This is a genomic window from Kocuria varians, from assembly GCF_006539885.1.
GTDB classification, from domain to species: Bacteria; Actinomycetota; Actinomycetes; order Actinomycetales; family Micrococcaceae; genus Kocuria; species Kocuria varians.
The window spans coordinates 84,263-106,434 of record NZ_BJNW01000007.1 but is presented as its reverse complement, the minus strand read 5'-3'; the positions used below and the strand labels follow the sequence as shown (position 1 = coordinate 106,434).

Below are 22,172 nucleotides of genomic sequence, written 5' to 3'. Positions count from 1 at the left end.
GGTACCGTGAGGGCATGTCTGCTCCCAGCAACGAGCCCGCCTCCGCGCGCCTGGACGTGTGGTTGTGGTCGGTCCGACTCTTCAAGACACGCTCCTCCGCCACGCAGGGGTGCCGCGCCGGGCACGTCCGCTTGAACGGCGCCCCCGTGAAGGCCGCGCAGCCCGTGCGTGTGGGCGACCGTGTGAGCGTGAAACGCCCCGGGTGGCAGCAGGAGTTCGAGGTGCGCCGCCTGATCGTCAAGCGCGTGGGCGCGTCGGTGGCCGCGCAGTGCTACATCGACCACTCCCCACCGCGACCGGCCGAGCTCAGCGTGCCCGTGGCGCGGCGTGACCGCGGTGCGGGGCGTCCCACCAAGAAGGACCGCCGCGAGCTGGAGAGGCTGCGCGGGGAGCACTGAGGGCCCCCGCGCCTGCCCCTGGGCCCGTCAGGGCAGGAATCCCCGCAGCAGGGAAGCGGTTCCCTCGAGGTGGCTGCGCATGAGGGCCTCCGCTCGGACCGGGTCCCCGCGGAGCACCGCCTCGGCCAGTGCGCTGTGCTGGGCGTTGGAGTGGTCCAGGTTGGTGGAGAGCAACGGGATCTGGTCCAGCAGCGCGCTTGCCCGTGCTCGTACATCGGCGACAGCTGCCACCAGGGACGGGCTCCCGGCGAGTTCGGCCACGGCAATGTGGAACCTGGCGTCGCGGGTGCGGTAGGTGCTCTCGTCCGCCTGCTGCACATCGGTGAGACACGTCTGCAGGTGCTGCCGGGCGGAGGCTGACAGGTCCGCCCTGGCTGCCAGCTCGGCGGCCGCGGGCTCGACCACTGCGCGGAACACGAGCACGTCCTGGCACGCCTCCGGATCCAGGGGGCCCGCCGCGCCGTCGGCGAGGTGGGGGCTGCCCAGGATGTAGGTGCCCCCGTACCGGCCCCGGCGTATCTCGAGGTACCCGGCTCTCTGCAGCTCCGCCAGGGCGTCGCGCAGCGTGGCCCGCGAAACCCCAAGGTGCACCGCCAGATCCCGCTCCGGGGGCAGTTTCTCGCCCCGGGGGAAGAGGCCGAGCTTGATGGCCTGGAGAAGGTGCTCGATGGTCTCCTCGAAGGTGTTGCCCGAACGAACGGGGCGCAGAATCGCGTAGGGGTGTCCGAACTCCACCACCGGACTCCTTCTCCTCGACTGTGACAACCGGCCCCACTCTACGAGCGCGTGGGGATCTCCGGAGAGACACACGCCCAGGTGGGGAACCGGTTCCGCCCCTTGACGCCCTCAGTGTGTCCTGTAACACTTCAGGAAATCATTATGGACTGAAACTAGTCCTTTAGGCCTGAGTTTGCGAGCTCCGACATCCAGAGGTGGAACCCCATGCCGCACGAGCAGACCACAGGGTATGTCGCTGACTCCAGCTACATGGAGCACCGCACGCTGAAGGCCGGGGCTGCGGGGTGGGTGCTGCTCGCCGGACTCGGAGTCTCCTACGTGATCTCCGGCGACTTCGCCGGGTGGAACATCGGTCTGGGCCAGGGCGGTTGGGGCGGTCTGCTCATCGCGTTCGTGCTGATGGGCGTCATGTACACGTGCATGGTCTTCGGCCTCGCGGAGATGTCTTCGACGTTGCCCACGGCCGGCGCAGGCTACGGGTTCGCCCGCCGTGCGTTGGGGCCTCTCGGCGGCTTTGCGACGGGCACCGCAGTGCTCATCGAATACGCGGTGGCACCGGCTGCCATTGCCACGTTCATCGGCGGGTACATCGAAGCGCTAGGGCTGTTCGGGCTGACCAACTCGTGGCCCGTCTACCTGGTGACCTACCTGGTGTTCATGGGCATCCACATGCGCGGTGTGGGCGAGGCTCTCAAGCTGATGTTCGGGATCACGGCGGTCGCCGTGCTCGCGCTCGTCGTCACCGTCGTCGCGCTCATCCCGCACTTCGACGCCGCCAACCTCTTCGACATCGTCCCGAACGACGCCGCTGGGTCGAGTGCCTTCCTGCCCATGGGGTACACGGGGGTCCTGGCGGCCCTGGTGTACGGGATCTGGTTCTTCCTCGCGGTGGAGGGTGTCCCTCTCGCCGCGGAGGAGACGACCGACCCCACGCGGGACATGCCCAGGGGCATCATCGTGGCGATGCTCATCCTCCTGGTGAGCGGGGCGGCCATGCTGGTCCTGGTGCCGGGGGGCGGGGGCGCCGAGGCCATGAGCACCTCCGACAACCCGTTGCCGGAGGCCATCCGCGCCGTCGACGGGCCGGACAGCATCATGGCCGGTGTGGTCAACTACGCGGGACTGGCCGGTCTGGTCGCCAGCTTCTTCTCCATCATGTACGCCTACTCCCGGCAGCTGTTCGCCCTGTCACGCGCGGGCTACCTGCCACGCTTCCTCTCGTTGACCGGGAAGCGACGGACCCCCTGGGTCGCCCTGCTGGTGCCGGGCACGATCGGCTTCATTCTCGCGGCCGCTACCAAGAACGGTGGTCTCCTGATCAACATCGCCGTCTTCGGTGCCACGGTCTCCTACGTTCTGCTGAACCTCTCCCACATCGTCCTGCGGTTCCGTGAGCCCAACCTCCCGCGGGGCTATCGCACGCCCGGCGGAGTCGTGACGACGGGCGTCGCCATGGTCCTCGCGCTCGTCGCGGTGGTCGCCACGTTCCTCGTGGATGTCACCGCCGCCTCCATCACAGCGGGCGTCTTTGTGGTGTTCGTGGCGTACTTCTGGTTCTACAGCCGTCACCACCTGGTGGCGAACGCACCGGAGGAGGAATTCGCCCTCGTCCAGAGCGCCGAAACGTCTCTCCAATGAATTTGCACCGACCGTCGCACCACTGACACCCACTGAGGAATGAACGACATGAGCGCAGAAGCAAAGCACCCCCGAAACGATCGAATGCTCACCGTGGACCAACTGCGGAAGAAGATCCTGGACCAGGAGATCGACACCGTGGTGCTCGCATTCACGGACATGCAGGGCCGGTTGCAGGGAAAGCTCAACCACGCCCAGTTCTTCCTGGACGCGATCCTCGATGAGGGCGCGGAGGGCTGCAACTACCTCCTGGCGGTGGACACGGAGATGAACACGCCTGCCGGCTACGCCATCAGCAGCTGGGAGGCGGGGTACGGGGACATGAGCTTCGACATGGACCTGGACACCATCCGTCTGATGCCCCACAACCCGGGTCAGGTGATGATCCAGTGCGATCTCGTGGGGCACGACGGGCAACCGATCCCCATGTCGCCCCGGGCCATGCTCCGTCGTCAGCTCGATCGTGCCAAGGACATGGGTTTCACGATGCTGACCGGTACCGAGCTGGAGTTCTGCGTCTACAACACCAGCTACGAGGATGCGTGGGACTCCGACTACCGGAACCTGGAACCGGCGAACGAGTACAACGTGGACTACAACCTGCTCGGGTCGCAGCGCGTCGAACCGCTGCTGCGCGAGGTCCGCAACGCCATGTACGCGGCCGGGCTGACCGTGGAGAACGCCAAGGGCGAGTGCAACTACGGCCAGCACGAGATCGCGTTCAGGTACGACGACGGAATGGTCACGGCGGACAACCACGTGGTGTACAAGCTGTCGTCCAAGCAGATCGCGCACAACCAGGGCAAATCGGTGACGTTCATGGCCAAGCCGAACGACCGCGAAGGCAGCTCGTGCCACATCCACATGTCCCTGCGGGGACTCGACGGTGAACTGGTGTTCTGGGACAAGGAGAAGGGCGAGCGGACCGCGGTCTACGATCACTTCATCGCCGGCGTCCTCAAGGGGATGCGGGAACTGACCATCTTCTACGCACCGAACATCAACTCCTACAAGCGCTTCGTCAAGGGCAGCTTCGCCCCCACGGCGGTGGCGTGGGGCATGGACAACCGCTCCTGCTCGGTCCGTCTGGTGGGCAGCGGGCAGTCGGCCCGCATGGAGAACCGCCTGCCGGGTGGCGACGTGAACCCCTACCTGGCGCTGTCGGCCATGCTGGCATCGGGTCTCTACGGCATCGAGCACCAGCTCGAGCTGGAGCCCATGATGGAGGGCAACGCGTACGAGTCGGACGCTCCCGTGGTGCCCTCCACCATGCGGGAGGCCCGGGATCTGCTGGATGGCTCGCAGCTCGCCCGGGAACTGTTCGGTGACGAGGTCGTGGACCACTACGTCCACTACGCGGACGTGGAGCTGGCCGCCTTCGAGGCGGCGATCACCGACTGGGAGCTGCGACGTGGCTTCGAGAGGCTCTGACATGGCGGGGCAGGAGGACGTCAGGCGCCCGCGGATCGGCGTCACCACGTACTACCAGGAGGGCTCCTGGGGGGTGTGGAATGCCACGGCGGCGATCGTCCCCGGGGCTTACGTGGAAGGGATCGTCCGCGCCGGGGGCGTACCACTGCTGCTCCCGCCCCTGGGCACGGACCCTGACGTCCTGGATCTCGTCGACGGCCTGGTGGTGATCGGTGGGGTGGACGTGGACCCTGATTTCTACGGGGCGCAGCCCCACCCGAGGACCAGGTCGCAGCCCTCGCGGGACGAGCACGACATCGCTCTGACCCGCAGGGCCCTCGACATGGAGCTGCCGCTGTTCGCGATCTGCCGCGGCGCGCAGGTCCTGAACGTCGCCCTCGGGGGCACGCTCGAGCAGCACCTGCCGGACGTGAACCCCGGTGCCGCTCGGTACCAGCCCGAACCCGGTGTGTACGGACGCGTGCACTTCGCCACGGCTCCCGGCAGCCGGTGTGCGGAACTCCTGGGGGAGTCGGCCGACTCTCCCTGCTACCACCACCAGGCGCTCGACCGGGTGGCAGACGGCCTTGTTGTCACCGCCCGCGCGGACGACGGAACGGTGGAAGCCGTGGAGACCGCAACCGGGGGCTGGACCCTGGGCGTGCAGTTCCATCCCGAGGAGAACCGCCAGGACGTGCGGCTCTTCGACGGGTTCCTCGCTGCAGCCCGCGAGTATGCACACCACCACCGGACCAGCACCTCGATTTCCCCAGACCGAAAGGACGCTCCGATCTCATGAGCGCAACGAACATCATCAACCCCGCCACGGAAGAGGTCGTGGAGTCCGTCGGAATGGCCTCGCTGGAGGAGACGGACGCCGCAATCGACCGCGCGCAGCGGGCCTTCGCTACCTGGCGGGCGGTGGACCCGGCGGACCGGGCCCGCCTGCTGCGCCGTTTCGCGGATGCCGTGGACGCGGACATCGAGAACCTCGCCGCACTCGAGGTGCGCAACGCCGGACACACCATCGGCAATGCGCGGTGGGAAGCCGGCAACGTGCGGGACGTGCTCACCTACTACGCGGGGTCACCGGAACGCCTCTCAGGGCGTCAGATCCCCGCGCCGGGGGGCGTCAACATCACCTTCCACGAACCACTGGGGGTCGTCGGCATCATCGTGCCGTGGAACTTCCCGATGCCGATCGCCGGCTGGGGGTTCGCGCCGGCGCTCGCGGCCGGGAACACCGTGGTCCTCAAGCCGGCCGAGATCACACCTCTGACGGCCATCCGGCTGGGGGAACTGGCGCTCGAAGCGGGTATCCCGGAGGGGGTCTTCACCGTGCTCCCGGGCAAGGGCTCCGTGGTGGGGGAGCGGTTCGTCACTCATCCAGCGGTCCGGAAGGTGGTGTTCACCGGCTCCACCGGCGTGGGGAAGAAGATCATGGCGGGCTGCTCCGAGCAGGTGAAGCGAGTGACCCTGGAGCTCGGGGGGAAGAACTCGAACATCGTCTTCGCGGATGCCGACCTGGAAGCGGCCGCGGCCGCCACGCCGGGTGGTGCCTTCGACAACGCAGGGCAGGACTGCTGCTCCCGCTCGAGGGTCCTGGTGCAGCGCTCGGTGCTGGACCGGTTCCTCGAACTGCTCGAACCGGCCGTCAAGGACTTCACGTGCGGGGACCCCTGGGGCGAGGGCACTGAGATGGGGCCGCTGGTCTCGGCGCACCACAGGGATTCCGTGGCATCCTTCCTGGACTCCGACGCCCCGGTCGCCTTCCAGGGGTCTGCCCCGTCCGGTGCCGGGTTCTGGTTCCCTCCCACGGTGCTGCTGCCGTCCACGACGTCGCGGGTGTTCCAGGAGGAGATCTTCGGGCCGATCATCTCGGTGGTGCCGTTCGAGGACGAGGCGGACGCGATCAGGGTGGCCAACGACACCGAGTACGGCCTGTCGGGTTCGATCTGGACCCGCGACGTCGGCCGTGCACTGCGGGTGTCCCGCGGCGTGGAGGCGGGGAACCTGTCCGTCAACACCCACGCCTCGGTGCGCTACTGGACCCCGTTCGGCGGCTTCAAGCAGTCCGGATTCGGACGGGAACTCGGGCCCGACGCGCCCGACGCCTTCACCGAGACGAAGAACGTCTTCATTTCCAGTCAGTGAGTCGCGCGGGGAAACCCTCCGCCGCACCAGTTCGAAAGTCGAAAGAAGGAGAATTCATGGATGTCAATGCCCGTCGTCTGGTCGACCGAAGCGCCGTCATCACGGGAGGTGCCAGCGGCATCGGTCTTGCCACGGCCCGCAGGCTCTCCGCCGAGGGAGCCCGCGTGGTGATCGCGGACATCGATCCCGCCACCGGCGAAAAGGCTGCGGCCGAGGTCGACGGCATGTTCGTCCGGGTGGACGTGACGAACAAGGAAGAGGTGGAGGCCCTGTACGCGCGGACCCACGAGGAGTTCGGGTCCGTGGACATCGCCTTCAACAACGCGGGGATCTCCCCGGCGGACGACGCCTCCATCCTGGACACCGACATCGACGCCTGGCGCAGGGTCCAGGAGGTGAACCTGACCTCCGTGTACTACTGCTGCAAGTACGCGATCCCCTACATGAAGGAACAGGGCAAGGGGTCGATCATCAACACGGCATCCTTCGTGGCGGTGATGGGAGCGGCGACCTCCCAGATCTCCTACAGCGCGTCGAAGGGGGGCGTGCTGGCGATGAGCCGTGAACTGGGGGTCGAGTTCGCCCGTCAGGGAATTCGGGTCAACGCACTGTGCCCCGGGCCGGTCAACACCCCTCTCCTGAAGGAGCTCTTCGCCAAGGACCCGGAGAAGGCGGCCCGCCGTCTCGTGCACGTCCCCCTGGGGCGTTTCGCCGAGCCGGAGGAGCTGGCGGCGTCGGTCGCGTTCCTGGCGAGCGACGACTCCTCCTTCATGACGGCGTCCACGTTCCTGGTGGACGGCGGCATCTCGGGTGCGTACGTCACTCCGCTCTGACGGGCAGGGAAGTCAGCGGCGGGGACGTGTCGTCCGGAGAGCCGGACGACACGTCCCCGCTGCGCGTCGTGACCGCGGTGCGGCTCGGATCGGCAGCGTCGCCCCCACCCGGCGGACGGCGTCGTCGGCGGGTCAGCCGCGGCGACGGCGCGGCGGGGCCACCAGCTCGGTGGACGGCCACGCCGGGCCGGGGCCGAACCAGCCGCGCCACCCGCCGTGGGTCAGCAGCGTCCGGGTGCGGGGGTCGATCAGCGCGAGGTACAGCGTGAACGCCACGGTGATCACGAACGCCACCTGGGACACACTCACACTGAGGGTGAGGAACGGCCACACGGAGAGCTGGTCCTGCGCACCGAAAACCACGAAGAACGTGACCACGATGTAGATGATGCGGATCTGCCAGTTGTCCTTGATGCCGGTGGCGGCGAGCAGGGGCAGCAGCCACAGGATGTACCAGGGCTGGATGATGGGCGAGAGCAGGACCACTGCGGCGAACGCGATGGCCATGCGTCGGACGATCTTGCGGTCCCCGCCCACGAACATCAGCACGAGCACCAGGAGGATTGCGGCGGCCTGCAGGAGCCTGCGGAAGGTTCCGGCCATGTCCCCGCCGGGCAGACCGAGGAAGTTCCCGAGGCGCTCGACCTGCTGCCCCAGGAAGCCGGACGGCGAGTACCCCGTGTAGCCGGGGGTGGGGTCGAGCAGCGCCCAGGCCCATCCGACGCCGAGCCCGTCCGCCCAGCCGCTCAGTGCGAGCAGGCCGAAGCTGATGAGGGCGGTGGCCGCCCAGATTACGAAGCGCCGCGGCCACGAGGCACCCTTGCCCGCCCACAGCAGCCCGATGAACGGCAGCAGCAGGATGGTGATGGGTTTGATCCCGATGGACCCGGTGACCAGAAGTATGCCGATCAGTGGATGTTTTGTGGCCGCGAAGTACACGCCGGCCACGGCCAGCCCCACCATGAGGGCGTCGTTGTGGGCGCTGGCCACGAAGCTGATGAGGAACAGCGGGTTGGCCACGGAGATCCACAGGGCGCGGGCCCCGTTCACGTTGTGCAGCCGGGCGAGCTTGGGCACGTAGACCATGCACAGGATCACGCCCACGTACGCGGCGAGCCGGAACAGCATCACGGAGGCGTCCGGCTGGGCGTTGGTCAGGCGCACCACCGCGGCGGCGATCCACAGGAAGTAGGGGCCGTAGGGGGTGCGGGCCTCCGCCCACTCGGGGTCCGCGCCCAGCATGAACCAGTTGTCCAGGGAGGAGATGCCCTCCACGTACGGGTCCTTGCCGGCGAGCATGAGCCGGCCCTGCCCGATGTACGCGTAGACGTCCCGAGAGTAGATGGGAACCGCGAAGAGCAGCGGGACGGACCACGCGATCACGGCGGTGCGCACGGTGCGCAGTGAGCCCGGGGGCCAGCCGCGCAGGCGCTGACCGAGCCGCAACCAGGACCGGATGAGCAGCATGGCGCCCAGGGTCAGCAGCGCAGTGCACGTGTACACGCCCCACGCGTTGACCCGCAGCTCGATCACCAGCGGGTGACGGACCATGGGGGAGCCGTTGGCGATCCACCCGGTGCCCACGGAGCCCACGAGCATCATCAGGGAGCCGATCACGCCCTGGATCACGGCCACGTGGGCCCTGGACTCCACGATGGCGGTGGATCCGGTGTGCGTGGTGGGGGAGCCCGTTGCGGTCATGAGATCTTCGCAGCCCCCTCAGCCGACCAGTGGTGGGCGAGCCGAGGTGTCCAGCGGCTCAGAACCCCGACTTTACAGGACGGCCACCGCCCGCCGAGGCAATCTGGAGGGCCGCCCCGCGGGGCGGCAGGGCGGCGTCGGGCACGGGCCCATAGAATCTGGGGAGGGCTATGTCGCTCGCGGCCGGGGGCACGCCCCGCACCACCCGCACCGCGCACTCGCAGAAGGATCCCACCCGTGCTCACAGACAGATCATTCGCGGCCCTGACCCGGTTCCGTGACGCCGTGCTCCCCCCGCGCTGGCAGGAGCGTCTGATGACGCCCCGCGCGCTGCTGGTGGGCTTCCTGCTGGTGCACCTGGGGTTCCTGGTCTTCGCGCTGATCGTCTCGCTCAGGGGCAACGCGTTCAGTGACACCAACATCTACCGGGACTGGGCGTCCGCCGGTTTCGACGAGCGCAACATCCCCTCCGGCCCGAGCCCCTGGGTCTACCCGGTGCTCGCGCAGGTGCCCATGTGGCTCGCCGGCCTGGCGGGCCCGGGACCGTTCTTCTTCCTGTGGGTCCTCATGATCTCGGTGCTCAACGCCGTGGCCATGGGCAAGCTCACCGCGTGGGGCCGCAAGCGCGAGGCCTTCGCCGCCGGCTGGTGGTGGCTCGGCTTCGTGCTGCTCATGGGCTGGCTCGGCTTCGCCCGCATGGACGGGTTCACGGCGCCGATCGTGCTGATCGCCCTGGTCTACGGGGTGGCCCACCCGTTCGTGGCGTCCCTGCTGCTGAGCCTCGCCACGTGGATGAAGGTCTGGCCCGCCGCGGTGGTGCTCGCGCTGCTGAGCGCCGCGCGGCGTCGCGGTGCGGTGCTGCTGGCCGGCGTCCTGGCCACGCTGGTCGCGGTGGCCGTGGCGGCGGCGTCCGGCTCGGTCCACAAGATCGCGGACTTCGCGACCCAGCAGGGGGACCGCGGCATGCAGCTCGAGGCCACCTTCACCACCCCGTGGCTGTGGCTGTCCGTGCTGCGCATCGGCGACTCGCACATGTACATGAACACGGACATCAACTCCATGCAGGTGGACGGCCCCGGTTCGGACGTGATGTCCAAGCTCATGCAGCCGCTGTTCCTCGTGGCCGCCGTGGTGGTCGTGGTGCTGATCGTGCGCGGGCTGCGCAGCGGCCTGCGGGCGGGCACCCTGGACCGTACCGCCCTGTTCCTCGCGGGCTCGCTGACCATGGTCACCGCGTTCATCGTCTTCAACAAGGTCGGTTCGCCGCAGTTCATGGTGTGGCTCGGCCCCGTGATCGCCGTGGGCCTGGTCCACGACCGCCACGCGTGGCGCACCCCCGCACTGCTCGCCGTGCTGATCGGGATTGCGACGTTCTTCATCTACCCGCTCTTCTACACCGAGCTCAGCCACAACAATCCCGCCATGGCGCTCGTGCTGACCATCCGCAACGTGCTCCTGGTGGTCATGATGTGGTGGTCCGCCCGCGGCCTGTACCGGCTCGGTTCCGCACCGAAGGGAGCCCCGGTTGCGGCCCCGCAGGCATGACGACGACGCCGCGGCGGCCGGTTCCGCGGCGTCGGGCCCCGACGCGGTGGCACCGGTGACGTCCGCGACTTCCGGGGAACCCGCCGCTGCTGCCGCGACGTCCGGCTCCGGCGACTCTGCCGGCCGGGCCGCTTCCGGCGCGGTGCGCCGTCCCCCGCGCGAGTGGCTGATGACTCCCGCCGCGGTGTGGTGCGGCTTCGCCGGGGTGCACGTGTACTTCCTGTGCTGGATGGCCACGTTCTTCCTGCACGGCTGGGCGTTCAGCGACACCGAGCAGTACCGCGAGTGGGCCATGGCCGGCTACGACGCCCCGGCCTCCGGGTCCGTGAGCCCGTGGGTGTACCCCGTGCTCGCGCAGATCCCGATCATGCTCCCGCGGATCGCCGGGCACGACCTCTACCTGCTCGCGTGGACGCTCATGATCACTGCGCTCAACGCGGTGGCCATGTGGTTCCTGCTGCACCGCGCGCACCGCCCCGAGGCAGGGGAACTTCCCGGCCGCGCGGCGTCGTCGTCCCCGGAGGCTCCGCACGGGAGCTCTGCGGTGCTGAGCCGCAGCCGTTCGGCCGTGGTGGCCGGCTGGTGGTGGGTCGTGTTCACCGTGTTCCTGGGCTACCTGAGCTTCGCGCGCGTGGAGGGCGTGGCCGCGCCCATCGTGTTCCTGGGCCTGCTGTACGCGGTGCGGCGGCCCGTGGTGGGCGCGGCACTGCTGAGCGTGGCCACCTGGATCAAGGTGTGGCCCGCCGCCGCCGTCCTGGCGATGGTGATCGCGCTGCGCCGGCGCGCGCGGATCGTGCTCACCGGCGTGGTGGTGAGCGCGCTGGTGGTGGCCGGTGTGCTGGTGCTCGGCGGGATCGAGCACATTGCGGACTTCGCCCTCAACCAGGGCTCCCGCGGCATGCAGCTCGAGGCCACGTTCTCCACGCCGTGGGTGTGGGCGGCGGTGCTGGGCATCGGGGGCTCGAAGATCGCGGACAACACCGCCATCAACTCCACCGAGGTCTACGGGCCCGGTGTGGACATGATGGCCTCCCTCATGCAGCCCCTGCTGCTGCTCTCGGTGGCCGGTGCCGCGGCCCTGCTCATCCGGGCCCTGCGGCGCGGCGCGGACTGCGGGCGGCTGGTCTACGCGGGCACCCTGCTGCTGACCACCGTGCTGATCGTGTTCAACAAGGTGGGTTCCCCCCAGTTCATGGTGTGGCTCGCGCCCGTGATCATGGTGGGTCTGCTGCACGACCGCGTGCGCTGGCGCACCCCCGCGCTCATGGTGCTGGGGATCGCGGCCACCACGTTCGTGATCTACCCGCTGTTCTACACGCCGCTGATCCACGCGAACCCGGTCATGGCCGCGGTGCTCACCGTGCGCAACGTGCTGCTCGTAGCCCTGCTGCTGTGGACCGCCCGGCGGATCTGGCAGCTCGGCAGCCGGGCCCCGGTGGACGCGCTGGACCGGAATGCGCGGGACCGGGACGCGGGCCGGGAGGCCCCCGGGCGGCGTCGTCCGCTGGCCCCCGGAGCAGGCGCATGAGCGTGCTGGACGCTGTGCTGGCGTTCGCCGTGGTGGCGGGGCTGCTCGCGCTGGTTCCCGGCCTGGACACCGCGCTCGTGCTGCGCTCCACCCTGACCCGCACGCGCCCCTACGCGTGGGCCACGGCCCTGGGTGTCGCCAGCGGGGCAATGGTGTGGGGCGTTGCGGCGGCCGCGGGGGTCTCCGCGCTGCTCGCGGCCTCCGAGGTGGCGTACCGCCTGCTCACGGCGGCCGGGGCGGTCTACATGATCTGGCTCGGCGCCTCCATGCTCGTACGCTCCTTCCGCCGGACGCCCGGCGCGCCGGAAGCTGCCGACGCCGCACCCCCGGCCGCTGACTCCCCGTGGCGCGGCTGGCTCACGGGTGCCGGGACCAACCTGCTCAACCCCAAGGTGGGCGTCTTCTACATCGCGACCATCCCGCAGTTCCTTCCGGAGGGCACCTCTCCGCTGCTCATGGGAGCCCTGCTCGCTGCCGTGCACGGAGCGCTGACCGTGGCGTGGTTCGGTGTGCTCATCACGGGTGGCCGCTGGGCGCGGAGGTGGCTGGCGAGTCCCCGGGTGATGCGGGGCATCGACCGCGTCACGGGGCTCGTGCTGATCGGCTTTGGGGTCGCGCTGGCGGTGGATGCGGTTCCATCCCGGGGGTGATCGCCGGGCTCGGCTGAGCCGGCACAGAGCGGGACCGGAGAGTCCTTGCGGGCTGGACCCGGAGTTCTCTCGCGCGGCGTGTTCCGGATGAGAGCAACCTTTTAAAGTGCTATAAAGAGTACGATATTTTTCATCATCGGATGGCACATCGAGGGGGATGTGGTAAATCATGCGGCAGTTCTTCGCCATTGACAAAAAGCCGAACGTGGGCATTCCGCTGAGCGTCCAGCGAAAATTGTGGCTGAAACAGTTCCTCAAGGCCTTCTTCGTGGTGTTCCTCACGTACATGGCCATGTACCTGATCCGAAACAACTTCAAGGCAGCCCAGCCCATGCTGAAGGACCAGTTCGGTCTCAGCACCCTGGAACTGGGGTACATCGGCCTGGCGTTCAGCATCACCTACGGCCTGGGAAAGACCCTCCTGGGGTACTTCATCGACGGTAAGAACACCAAGCGGATCATCAGCTTCATGCTGGTGTGTGCCTCCCTGACCGTGCTGGTCATGGGCCTGCTGCTCAGTGCGTTCGGCTCGGTGATCGGGCTGTTCATCGTCCTGTGGGGCCTCAACGGCGTGTTCCAGTCGGTGGGTGGCCCCGCCTCCTACTCCACGATCTCCCGGTGGGCGCCGCGCGCCAAGCGCGGGCGGTACCTCGGCTTCTGGAACGCCTCGCACAACATCGGCGGTGCGCTGGCCGGTGGCATCGCCCTGTGGGGCGCCAACACGTTCTTCGGCGGAAATGTGGTGGGCATGTTCCTCTTCCCCGCGGTGGTGGGCCTGCTCATCGGTGTGGCGGGCCTGTTCATCGGCAAGGATGACCCCGAGGAGCTGGGGTGGAACCGCATCGAGGAGATCTTCGGCGAGGCCATCGAGGAGGAGAACACCACTGCGGAGGCCATGACCCAGGGCGCGATCTTCCGCACCTACATCCTGCGCAACCCGTGGATCTGGATCCTGTGCGTGGCGAACGTCTTCGTCTACATCGTGCGGATCGGCATCGACAACTGGGCACCCCTCTACGTCACCGAGCAGCTGCACTTCGACGCCGGTGACGCCGTGAACACCATTTTCTTCTTCGAGATCGGCGCGCTCGTGGCCAGCCTTCTGTGGGGGTACATCTCGGACCTGCTCAAGGGTCGCCGTGCCGTCGTGGCGCTGGGCTGCATGGTGTTGATCATCTTCGCGGTGGGCCTGTACAAGAACGCCACCAGCGTGATGATGGTCAATGTGGCCCTCTTCCTGCTGGGTGCCCTGATCTTCGGTCCCCAGCTGCTGATCGGGGTGTCCCTGGTGGGTTTCGTGCCCAAGCGGGCCATCTCGGTGGCCAACGGGATGACCGGCACGTTCGCCTACCTTTTCGGAGACTCCATGGCCAAGGTGGGTCTCGCAGCCATTGCGGATCCGGAGAGCCAGGGCCTCAATCTCTTCGGGATGAACCTGCACGGGTGGCCCGCGGTCTTCACGGTCTTCTACATCGCCCTGGCTTGCGGCATCGCGCTGCTGGCCCTGGTGGCATTCGGTGAGGAGAAGCGGATCCGTGCGCTGCAGGCCGCTGAGCGCCGTGGTGAGCGAGTGGCCCACACGGAGAGCGTCTGAGCGCCCACGCCGCGGCGCCTGCTGCGGGGGTGTGACGAGGACAGCGGGGCCCGCACACAGTGCGGGCCCCGCTGTCCATTCCACCTGGTGGCTCAGCGCTCGTCCCCGCGGCGCCGGAACCGGTTCACGGCGTAGCCCAGCAGGGACGGCGCTTCTTCGGGCTCCCGGGCCTCGGCGCTGCGCAGCCGGTCCTCGCGCTTCTCCCGGTGGCGCTGCAGGTGGTCCTCGTAGCGCTTCTGCTGGAACCGCTGCTCCTGCTGCTCGGCGGCTTCCCACTGCGGATCCTCCACGGTGCCGGGACCGTCCCGCTCCGCGGGCACACGGGTGACGGGGGTGGTCGGCGCGGTGGCGGTGCGCTCCGCGGCCACCACCCGAGGCAGCCTGCGGCGGACCGCCTCCCGCTCGGCGCGTTCGGCCAGCCGTCGCTGGGAGGCGCTCTGCTTCTTGGGCGCGGCGTAGCGGTCGCGGATCTGCTCGATCACGGGAAGCTCGTCCGTGGTCTCGTAGGGCTCGTCCTCGTACCCCACCTCCGAGCGGGGGGACGACGTCGTCCACTCCCGTTCGCGTGGGACCGGCGCCGCGGCGTCGTCGTCCGGGAAGCGGGTGACCCGGGCGGTGGGCCCGGTCCCCGTGTCCTCGTTCCGCAGGGGCGTGACGCGTGGGACGGGGCCGGTGTCCACGACGACCTCCCGGGGGGTCTCCCAGCGGGTGTCCGCGAAGACGCGGTGGCTGCGCCAGCCCCGGAAGAGCTTCCACCCCAGGTGGAGGACGCCCAGCAGCAGAACCATGGCCGGTTCGGCATATCCCGTGGAGTAGTAGACGGCGGCCACGACCAGCGCCAGGATGCCCGCCCCCAGGGGCACGAGCGCTGCGGGGGACTGGACGGGCAGCAGGCCCAGCAGGTCCCGGGTGTAGCGGCTGTCGTGGTGGCGACCGTGCAGGGCGTGGGCGCGGATCTTCACGCCCGGTGGGGTGTGCTCCGTGAGCTTCTGGACGGTCACGGGCGGCTCGTCCGGGTCGTCGGGGTTGAGCACCACCGTGCGGGAACGGCCCGCGGCCAGGGCGGCGCGCCGGGTGGCGGTGGCGCCCGCGAGGAGAAGGTGGAGGCCCGTGGCGAGCAGCACGTACGGTACCAGGACCGCCAGCACGAGGGAGACCACCCGCCAGAACCAGGCGACGTCCCCCGCGGGGAAGTTCTGGAAGTGCAGCGGACCCCGGGTGAACCACAGCAGCCCCGCCCCGGCGAGCATCGCCCCGAGACCGTTGAGCACCGCGTGCACGCGCAGCCGAGGCCAGCCGCGGGCAGAGCGCGCGGCCCAGCGCTGCTCGCGTGTGCGCATGGCTGCTCCTGGGATCCCGGGGACGTGGGGTGGTCCCAGGGTAAGCGCTGCGGCGGACACGCACAGCACACCGGGACCCAGGATGCGACCTAGGATCAACCCGTGGCCCGCTTCCTCCTGGACATCTCCCCGGTGCGTGAGATCCCCGCCTTCCGCAGGCTCTGGATGGGGTCCACGCTGTCCATGCTCGGCAGCCAGTTCACGGTGATCGCCATCAGCCTGGAGGTCTTCGAGCTCACCCGCTCCACGTTCGCGGTCGGCCTGGTGGGGGTCTTCGCGCTCGTGCCGCTGATCGTCGCAGGCCTCTACGGCGGGTCCATCGGGGACACCACGGACCGCCGCCTGGCCGGACTGTGGACCACCGTGGGGCTGTTCGCGATGACCGTGGCGCTCGCCGCGCACGCGTGGCTCGACATCCGCAACGTGGCGGTGCTCTACACGATCGTGGCCCTGCACTCCTTCGCGCAGGGCCTGAACCAGCCCGTGCGCGGGGCAATCGTCCCCCGCGTGGTCCCCGTGCGGCAGCTGCCCGCGGCCAACGCGCTGTTCCAGCTCACCATGGGCTCGTGCCTGATGATCGGCCCACTGCTCGGCGCCTTCACCGTGGCCACCATGGGTTTCCAGTGGGCCTACACCCTGGACGCCCTGAGCTTCGGCGTGAGCCTGTGGGCCATGTACATGCTGCCCTCGCTGCCTCCCGAGCCGGGGGACGACGGCGCCGCCACGAGGGCCGGCTTCCGCTCCGTGGTGGAGGGCTTCGCGTTCCTCGCCACCCGGCCCAACCTGCGCATGACGTTCCTGCTGGACCTCGCCGCCATGATCTTCGCGATGCCTCGCGCCCTGTTCCCCGTGCTCGGCGCGTCGGTGCTGGGCGGGGGCCAGTTCACGGTGGGACTGCTCACCGCCGCGCTCGCCGCGGGGTCGATCATCGCCGGGATCTTCTCCGGCGTGTTCATCCGCATCAACCACCATGGCCGGGCGTGCGCGGCGGCGGTGGCCGGGTGGGCCGTGTGCATCATGGCGTTCGGCGCGGTGGTCCTCGTGGCCTCCGGCGGCTGGGGCGCGGACACCGTCTGGCCCCTGATCGTCTCCTGCCTCGCACTCGTGGCCGCCGGGGTCGCGGACTCCGTCTCCATGCTCTTCCGCACGACCATCCTGCAGGCCGCCACCCCGGACAACCTGCGCGGGCGGCTGCAGGGGATCTTCATCGTGGTCGTCGCCGGTGGTCCCCGCCTGGGCGATGCCACCATGGGCACCGGCGGCGAGTGGCTCGGCCCCGGCTGGGCCGCCCTCGGCGGTGCCACGATGTGCCTTGCCCTGGTCCTGCTGCTCGTGCGCATGTTCCCCGGGTTCATGCGCTACGACGCGCGGGACCCGCAGCCCTGACACGTTTTCTACGCGGCGGCAGCCGCGTCGTCGTCGCTCAGACGTCCCTGCGGGTGCGGCTGGTGACCTTGCTGCGCAGCGTCAGAAGGAGCACGACCAGCAGGACGGCGTAGAGGGTGATGCTGATGGGGCCGCTGAGCAGCACCGAGGCGTCCCCGTCAGCGCTGATGAGGGCATCTCGCAGACTCGACTCCGCGAGCGGGCCGAGCACCATGCCGATGATCAGGGGTGCCAGCGGGTAGTCGTGCATGCGCATCAGGAACCCGACGATGCCGACCCCCAGCAGCATGAGCAGGTCGAACGTGGACCCGGAGGTGGCGTAGATGCCCAGGCCGCAGAACACCGTGATGCCCGCGTAGAGGTAGGGGCGGGGGATGAGCAGAAGCTTGGCCCACACCATCGCGAAGGGCAGGTTGATGATCAGCAGCACGACCATCGCGATGAAGAAACTGGCGAGCAGCGACCACACGAGGTCCGGGGCCCGCTCGAACAGCAGCGGCCCGGGCTGCAACCCGTACTGTCGGAATGCCGCGAGCATGATGGCGGCCGTGCCGGAGATGGGCAGACCCAGGGCGAGCAGAGCACCCATGGCCATGCCGGTGGTGGAGTTTCCCGCGGCCTCGGGGGCGGCGAGGCCACGGATGGCACCCTTGCCGAACTGCGGGTCCGGGCGGCGCCGGTCCAGTTTCCGTTCCGCACCGAACGCCAAGAACGTGGGGATCTCCGCGCCACCCGCGGGGATGACGCCGAACGGCAGGCCGATGGCCGTGCCGCGCAGCCACGCCGGCATGGCCTCCCGCACCTCTGCACGGCTGAGCCAGGGACGCCCCTGGGATCGCAGCATCTGGCCCTCGGACTTGAAGCGGGCCACGGTTGCGAAGTGGATGACCTCGCCCAGCGCGAGCACCGCCACGGTCACGGTGACCAGGGAGATGCCGTCGAAGAGGTATGGGGAGTTCATGGTGAACCTGGGGATGCCCGTGACGGAGTCGATGCCGACCACGGCGATTCCCAGTCCGAAGGCCAGCGAGAGGAGCCCCTTGACCGCGGAATTGGTCACCACGGAGGAGGTGGCCACGAAGGCGAACAGCGCCAGGGCGAAGTACTCCGCCGGTCCGAACTTCGTGGAGAAGTCCGCGAGCAGCGGGGCGAAGAAGACCACCACCACGGAGGCCACGAAACCACCGATGAATGCCCCGATGGCCGCGGTGGCCAGGGCCTGGGGCGCCCTCCCGGACAGGGCCATCTTGTGACCCTCGAAGGTCGAGGCGATCGCGGAGGACTGCCCCGGGGTGTTCATCAGGATGCCCATGGTCGAGTCCCCGAACAGTCCTCCGAAGTAGATGCCGGAGAACATGATGAACGCCGCGGTGGGCTCCAGCGCGAAGGTCACGGGCAGCAGCAGGGCCACGGCCATGGAGGACCCCAGGCCGGGCATCACGCCCACGGCGGTGCCCAGGAAGCATCCCAGCACCACCCAGAAGAGGTTCTGGACGGTCAGGGCTCCGGCGAAGCCGTCCATCAGCAGCGACAGGGTGTCCATCTAGAACCCACCTCCCAGGATGCCCGAGGGGAGGGAGAGCCCCAGGGCCATGTCGAACGCGATGTATGCCAGGGAACTCAGCGTCAGTCCCACGACGAGAGAGAGGACCGGGCGGCGGTCTCCGAAACCACGCGCCACGAACCAGAACAGCATGGCCGCCCCGATGATCCATCCCAGGAACTCCAGGGTCAGCGAGAAAATCAGGAAGCCGCCCACGACCCAGGCGAAGGACGGCCACGAGAACGTTGTGGCCTTCTCGGGCCGTTGCCCCGGTGAGGCGGGCGACGTGCTCGCCGAAGTGCGGTGCCATGCTGCCCTGCGACGCAGCGCGCCGAGCACCTCCAGGACCACGAGCACGTAGATCACGGCGACGATCACCGCGGGGAAGAACCTCGGCCCGGGGAAGTCCACCGAGTCCGGGACCTCCATGCTCAGCAGCCCCACCAACAGGTACGTGGCGAAGGCGGCGAGCACGAGGGGAACGGTCAGCTCCCCCAGCAGCGAGGGTTGTGCGGCGGGCGCCTCGTCCGTGGGCGGAAGGGGCGTCTCCGGGGCGGAGCCGGTCACCTGGTCTGTCACAGTCCCAACTCCTTGTAGAGGCCCTGGATGCGTTTTTTCTCCTCGTCGAGGAACCGCGAGAGGTCCGCGCCCGTGATCACGTTCTCGTTCCAGTAGAAGCGTTCGATGGCGTCCCGCCACTGGGGCGTGTGGATGGTCTCCTGCACGATGGTCTCGAGCTCGCTCTTCTCGTCCTCCGTGATGCCGCCCGGGGCCACGACCAGCCGCCAGTTGGCCAGGGTCACCTGGTACCCCTGTTCCACGGTGGTGGGGATGTCCACGCCCGGCACGGGCTCCTTGGCCACGATCGCCAGGGCCCGCAGGCGTCCGGACTCCACCTGGTCGATGGTGTCCGGGTAGCCGGAGGCCGCGGCCGCAGCGGTGCCGTTGAGCAGGGCCTGGGTGGACTCCCCGCCCCCGTCCGAGGACACGTAGATCATGTCCTTGGGGGAGAGCCCGGCCTTGAGGGCCATGTCCGCGACCACGAGCTGGTCGAAGGAGCCGCCGCCGGTCCAGGGCACCTTCCCCGGCTCCTCGGCCCACGCGCTCATGAGATCCTTCAGGTTCTTGTAGGGAGAGTTCGCTGCCACGGCGATGACGTCGTACTCCTCCACGAGCACCGCGAGGGGGTTCACGTCCGCGTAGGTGGTGGCGGAGTCGTACTGGATGGTGGCGGCGAGCTGGCCGGTGCCTCCCACCATGAGGTTGTTGGCCTTGCCGGCCAGGATCTCCATGTTGCCGAGCGCGATCGTGCCGCCCGCCCCGGGGATGTTGACCACCTGGGTGTTGTTGACGATGCCGTTCGCCCGCTGCGCCTGCTGCATCTCCCGGGCCACGGTGTCCCATCCGCCACCCGCGGCGGCCGGCGCGATGATCGTCAGCGAGGACCGGAGGTCATTGCCTCCCGAGGCCGAGGTGATGGAGCCGACCGTGGCGGTTCCGATGGCACCCACCGCGACGATGCCCCCGAGCCCGTAGGTCAGGAACTGTCGGCGGTTGGGGGAGTGTGTGGGACTCACGATTCCTCCGGGGTCGGGGAGCGGGGCTTCCTGTGCCGCCCTCCGGGCCGCGAGAATGTGACCTACCATACACTTGCCCACGGGTCGTGGACGGGCACCCCTGCTCGCGTCCGTGGTTCTCCCCGTACGCTCGGGGGCGACCCATCCCGCCGTCCCCGGACGGCCCCGCCAGCACCGACCGAAACGAGGACCCATGGCCATCATTCTCGCCGCCGCAGATTCCCCCGCCGGCCACGCCGCCCGCGACTTCGCCGTGCAGGAGGCCCGGCGCCGCGACACCGACCTGGTGGTCTTCCCCGTGGACGGTTCCGAGCCCGACGCCGCCGCCTTCGACTACCAGCGGGTGAGCTTCGAGCGCGCCGCCGCCCGCAGCCGTGACGCGGTGGGAGATCTCGTGGACCTCACCAACCGGGAGGACGTCGAGGCCGTGGTGGTGGGCGTTCGCCGCCGGTCCCCGGCGGGAAAGATCTTCCTGGGGTCCTCCGCCCAGCAAATCATCCTCGAGTCCGCGGTCCCGGTCATCTCCGTGAAGCCCGCCCCCGGTCACTGACGCCCCGCTTCTCGGCGGTGTCTGCCGCCCCGCCTACGCTGGACCCGTGCCCGCTCCCGACGCCTCCTCCGCCGACGCCGCCCGCCCCCCGCACGACGACGTCCCGGCCCCCGGTTCCGGCGGGGCGGCGTCGTCGCCCGCACCCGGCGGCCGACCCTCCGGGGCCGCCGGCCCGAGCCTGAACCGGCAGATCCTCGCGCTCGCCGTCCCCGCATTCGGGGCGCTGATCGCCGAACCGCTCTTCCTGCTGGCCGACTCCGCGATCATCGGTCACCTGGGCACCGCCCAGCTCGCCGGTGTGGGGGTTGCCTCGACCCTCGTGCAGACGGTCGTGGGACTCATGGTGTTCCTGGCATACAGCACGACTCCCGCCGTGGCCCGGCACCTGGGCGGCGGGCGGCTGGCCGAGGCCCTGGCCGTGGGCCGCGACGGACTGTGGACCGCGGCGGGCCTGGGCGTGGTGCTCGCGGGGGTGGGGGCGGTCGTGATGCGGCCCCTGCTCAGCACCATGGGAGCGCACGGCGAGGTCCTGGACCAGGCGACGTCGTACGCGCTGTGGTCCCTGCCCGGCCTCGTGGCCATGCTGCTCGTGCTCGCCTCGGTGGGTGTGCTGCGTGGGCTGCAGGACACGACCACCCCGCTCGTGGTCGCGGCCGCGGGTGCCGGTCTGAACCTGGTCCTGAACCTCGCGCTCGTCTACGGGGCGCACCTGGGCGTGGCCGGTGCCGCGATCGGCACGAGCCTGACCCAGTGGGCCATGGCCGTGACCTACCTGGTGATGCTCGGCCGGCGGTTCCGGGCGCAGGAGGTAGGGCTGGCGACGTCCTGGGGCCGGGTGCGCTCGCACCTCACCGTGGGTTCGTGGCTCATGCTGCGGACCCTGTCCCTGCGCGTGGCGATCCTGCTCACGGTGGTGGTGGCCACCGCCCAGGGCCCCGAGAACCTGGCCGGCTACCAGCTGACGATGACCGTCTTCATGTTCCTCGCGTTCGCCCTGGACGCGCTCGCGATCGCGGCGCAGGCCCTGCTGGGCAAGGAGCTCGGCGCGCGGGACGTCTCCCGCGAGGAGGACCGCGCGCAGGTGCGCCGGCTCATGCACCGGCTGCTGCGCTGGGGTCTGGGCTTCGGCGTGGTCACGGGGCTCGTGGTGGGTGTGCTCGGACCGCACCTGGCCTTCCTGTTCACGCGCTCGGAGGGCGTCCAGGCGGTCTTCGGCGCGGCACTCGTGGTGGTGGCCGTGGCCCAGCCGCTCGCGGCGTTCGTCTTCGTGCTCGACGGCGTGCTGATCGGCGCCGGGGACGCCCGCTACCTGGCCATCGCGGGCGTGGTGAACCTGCTGGTCTACCTCCCGCTGCTGTGGGCCGTGCTCGAGTGGGGCGGCACCGGGGTGGGCGGTGCGGTGTGGCTGTGGCTCGCCTACGCGGGCGGGTACACGGCGGTGCGCGCGGTCACGCTCGGGTGGCGGATCCGCAGCTCGCGCTGGATGTTCGCGATGGCCTGACGGCACTCCCTGCACGGTGCGGGTGGGGTCCTCGTGAAGGTATGGGCGGGGCACGTGCGAGAGGGTGGGATGTGCCCGCGTGAGGG

General features: G+C 69.4%; 19 protein-coding genes. 13 read left to right on the top strand and 6 right to left on the bottom strand.

What is annotated here, in order from left to right; translation table 11 throughout:
- The first annotated feature begins 14 nt into the window (after window positions 1-14).
- Entirely contained in the window at window positions 15-398 is a 384-nt protein-coding gene (locus KVA01_RS05410) for an RNA-binding S4 domain-containing protein (RefSeq protein WP_141269230.1), read from the top strand.
- A gap of 27 nt (window positions 399-425) precedes the next feature.
- Here KVA01_RS05410 and KVA01_RS05405 read toward each other — a convergent pair whose 3' ends face one another.
- Window positions 426-1,133: a FadR/GntR family transcriptional regulator gene (locus KVA01_RS05405; protein WP_141269228.1), complete on the bottom strand. Its 708-nt coding sequence runs from the start codon at window positions 1,131-1,133 to the stop codon at window positions 426-428.
- A gap of 207 nt (window positions 1,134-1,340) precedes the next feature.
- Between KVA01_RS05405 and eat the strand changes: the two genes are divergently transcribed.
- From eat to KVA01_RS05380, 5 genes are read left to right on the top strand one after another with little or no spacing between them, the layout of a single operon-like run.
- Window positions 1,341-2,774 (top strand): ethanolamine permease, encoded by a 1,434-nt coding sequence (gene eat, locus KVA01_RS05400; RefSeq protein ID WP_141269226.1) that lies wholly within the window; start codon window positions 1,341-1,343, stop codon window positions 2,772-2,774.
- Window positions 2,775-2,822: 48 nt separating this feature from the next.
- Complete coding sequence (locus tag KVA01_RS05395; protein WP_141269224.1) at window positions 2,823-4,205, top strand: glutamine synthetase family protein; 1,383 nt, start codon at window positions 2,823-2,825, stop codon at window positions 4,203-4,205.
- Window position 4,206: 1 nt separating this feature from the next.
- Window positions 4,207-4,983: a gamma-glutamyl-gamma-aminobutyrate hydrolase family protein gene (locus KVA01_RS05390; protein ID WP_141269222.1), complete on the top strand. Its 777-nt coding sequence runs from the start codon at window positions 4,207-4,209 to the stop codon at window positions 4,981-4,983.
- The gene (locus KVA01_RS05385) at window positions 4,980-6,338 is read left to right on the top strand and encodes an aldehyde dehydrogenase family protein (RefSeq protein ID WP_141269220.1); all 1,359 of its coding nucleotides are present in this window, start codon (window positions 4,980-4,982) and stop codon (window positions 6,336-6,338) included. Before KVA01_RS05390 ends, KVA01_RS05385 begins: the two co-directional genes overlap by 4 nt.
- A 56-nt stretch (window positions 6,339-6,394) precedes the next feature.
- Window positions 6,395-7,171, top strand: a complete 777-nt coding sequence (locus KVA01_RS05380; protein ID WP_141269218.1) for a 3-oxoacyl-ACP reductase — start codon at window positions 6,395-6,397, stop codon at window positions 7,169-7,171.
- A gap of 132 nt (window positions 7,172-7,303) precedes the next feature.
- On the opposite strand, the gene mptB is transcribed toward KVA01_RS05380, so the two are convergent.
- Window positions 7,304-8,872 carry a polyprenol phosphomannose-dependent alpha 1,6 mannosyltransferase MptB gene (gene mptB, locus KVA01_RS05375; protein ID WP_141269216.1) on the bottom strand — a complete coding sequence of 523 codons (1,569 nt, stop codon included), beginning with the start codon at window positions 8,870-8,872 and terminating at the stop codon, window positions 7,304-7,306.
- Window positions 8,873-9,109: 237 nt separating this feature from the next.
- On the opposite strand from mptB, the gene KVA01_RS05370 reads away from it, so the two are divergent.
- The 4 genes from KVA01_RS05370 (at window position 9,110) to uhpT (ending at window position 14,189) form a co-directional block, all read left to right on the top strand.
- Entirely contained in the window at window positions 9,110-10,417 is a 1,308-nt protein-coding gene (locus KVA01_RS05370; RefSeq protein WP_068466770.1) for a glycosyltransferase family protein, read from the top strand.
- 169 nt (window positions 10,418-10,586) lie between these two features.
- Window positions 10,587-11,945: a glycosyltransferase family protein gene (locus tag KVA01_RS05365; RefSeq protein ID WP_082810155.1), complete on the top strand. Its 1,359-nt coding sequence runs from the start codon at window positions 10,587-10,589 to the stop codon at window positions 11,943-11,945.
- Window positions 11,942-12,595: a LysE family translocator gene (locus KVA01_RS05360; RefSeq protein WP_068466768.1), complete on the top strand. Its 654-nt coding sequence runs from the start codon at window positions 11,942-11,944 to the stop codon at window positions 12,593-12,595. The genes KVA01_RS05365 and KVA01_RS05360 overlap by 4 nt, the downstream gene beginning before the upstream one ends.
- 169 nt (window positions 12,596-12,764) lie before the next feature.
- Window positions 12,765-14,189, top strand: a complete 1,425-nt coding sequence (gene uhpT / locus KVA01_RS05355; RefSeq protein ID WP_068466766.1) for a hexose-6-phosphate:phosphate antiporter UhpT — start codon at window positions 12,765-12,767, stop codon at window positions 14,187-14,189.
- A gap of 92 nt (window positions 14,190-14,281) precedes the next feature.
- Here the strand turns inward: uhpT and KVA01_RS05350 are convergent, their stop codons facing one another.
- Window positions 14,282-15,529 (bottom strand): hypothetical protein, encoded by a 1,248-nt coding sequence (locus tag KVA01_RS05350; protein ID WP_068466764.1) that lies wholly within the window; start codon window positions 15,527-15,529, stop codon window positions 14,282-14,284.
- A gap of 102 nt (window positions 15,530-15,631) precedes the next feature.
- On the opposite strand from KVA01_RS05350, the gene KVA01_RS05345 reads away from it, so the two are divergent.
- A complete protein-coding gene (locus tag KVA01_RS05345; protein ID WP_068466763.1) occupies window positions 15,632-16,915 on the top strand; it encodes an MFS transporter in 1,284 nt (427 codons plus the stop codon).
- Between the two features lie 37 nt (window positions 16,916-16,952).
- Here KVA01_RS05345 and KVA01_RS05340 read toward each other — a convergent pair whose 3' ends face one another.
- From KVA01_RS05340 to KVA01_RS05330, 3 genes are read right to left on the bottom strand one after another with little or no spacing between them, the layout of a single operon-like run.
- Window positions 16,953-18,458, bottom strand: coding sequence for a tripartite tricarboxylate transporter permease (locus KVA01_RS05340; RefSeq protein ID WP_068466761.1), 1,506 nt, complete (start codon window positions 18,456-18,458; stop codon window positions 16,953-16,955).
- On the bottom strand, window positions 18,459-19,037 hold the full coding sequence (locus tag KVA01_RS05335) for a tripartite tricarboxylate transporter TctB family protein (RefSeq protein ID WP_068466759.1): 579 nt from the start codon (window positions 19,035-19,037) through the stop codon (window positions 18,459-18,461).
- Window positions 19,034-20,035, bottom strand: coding sequence for a tripartite tricarboxylate transporter substrate binding protein (locus tag KVA01_RS05330; protein WP_231860506.1), 1,002 nt, complete (start codon window positions 20,033-20,035; stop codon window positions 19,034-19,036). Before KVA01_RS05330 ends, KVA01_RS05335 begins: the two co-directional genes overlap by 4 nt.
- Before the next feature lie 193 nt (window positions 20,036-20,228).
- Between KVA01_RS05330 and KVA01_RS05325 the strand changes: the two genes are divergently transcribed.
- A complete protein-coding gene (locus tag KVA01_RS05325) occupies window positions 20,229-20,585 on the top strand; it encodes a universal stress protein (RefSeq protein ID WP_068466757.1) in 357 nt (118 codons plus the stop codon).
- Window positions 20,586-20,631: 46 nt separating this feature from the next.
- Entirely contained in the window at window positions 20,632-22,086 is a 1,455-nt protein-coding gene (locus KVA01_RS05320) for an MATE family efflux transporter (protein ID WP_443093540.1), read from the top strand.
- The last annotated feature ends 86 nt before the right edge of the window (window positions 22,087-22,172 follow it).

Bases quoted from the DNA above. Each gene is read 5' to 3' on its own strand.
- KVA01_RS05325 (WP_068466757.1), top strand. From the start codon at position 20,229: ATGGCCATCATTCTCGCCGCCGCAGATTCCCCCGCCGGCCACGCCGCC.
- KVA01_RS05365 (WP_082810155.1), top strand. From the start codon at position 10,587: ATGACTCCCGCCGCGGTGTGGTGCGGCTTCGCCGGGGTGCACGTGTAC.
- KVA01_RS05350 (WP_068466764.1), bottom strand. From the start codon at position 15,529: ATGCGCACACGCGAGCAGCGCTGGGCCGCGCGCTCTGCCCGCGGCTGG.
- KVA01_RS05395 (WP_141269224.1), top strand. From the start codon at position 2,823: ATGAGCGCAGAAGCAAAGCACCCCCGAAACGATCGAATGCTCACCGTG.
- KVA01_RS05340 (WP_068466761.1), bottom strand. From the start codon at position 18,458: ATGGACACCCTGTCGCTGCTGATGGACGGCTTCGCCGGAGCCCTGACC.
- KVA01_RS05385 (WP_141269220.1), top strand. From the start codon at position 4,980: ATGAGCGCAACGAACATCATCAACCCCGCCACGGAAGAGGTCGTGGAG.
- mptB (WP_141269216.1), bottom strand. From the start codon at position 8,872: ATGACCGCAACGGGCTCCCCCACCACGCACACCGGATCCACCGCCATC.
- uhpT (WP_068466766.1), top strand. From the start codon at position 12,765: ATGCGGCAGTTCTTCGCCATTGACAAAAAGCCGAACGTGGGCATTCCG.
- KVA01_RS05360 (WP_068466768.1), top strand. From the start codon at position 11,942: ATGAGCGTGCTGGACGCTGTGCTGGCGTTCGCCGTGGTGGCGGGGCTG.
- eat (WP_141269226.1), top strand. From the start codon at position 1,341: ATGCCGCACGAGCAGACCACAGGGTATGTCGCTGACTCCAGCTACATG.
- KVA01_RS05380 (WP_141269218.1), top strand. From the start codon at position 6,395: ATGGATGTCAATGCCCGTCGTCTGGTCGACCGAAGCGCCGTCATCACG.
- KVA01_RS05410 (WP_141269230.1), top strand. From the start codon at position 15: ATGTCTGCTCCCAGCAACGAGCCCGCCTCCGCGCGCCTGGACGTGTGG.
- KVA01_RS05390 (WP_141269222.1), top strand. From the start codon at position 4,207: ATGGCGGGGCAGGAGGACGTCAGGCGCCCGCGGATCGGCGTCACCACG.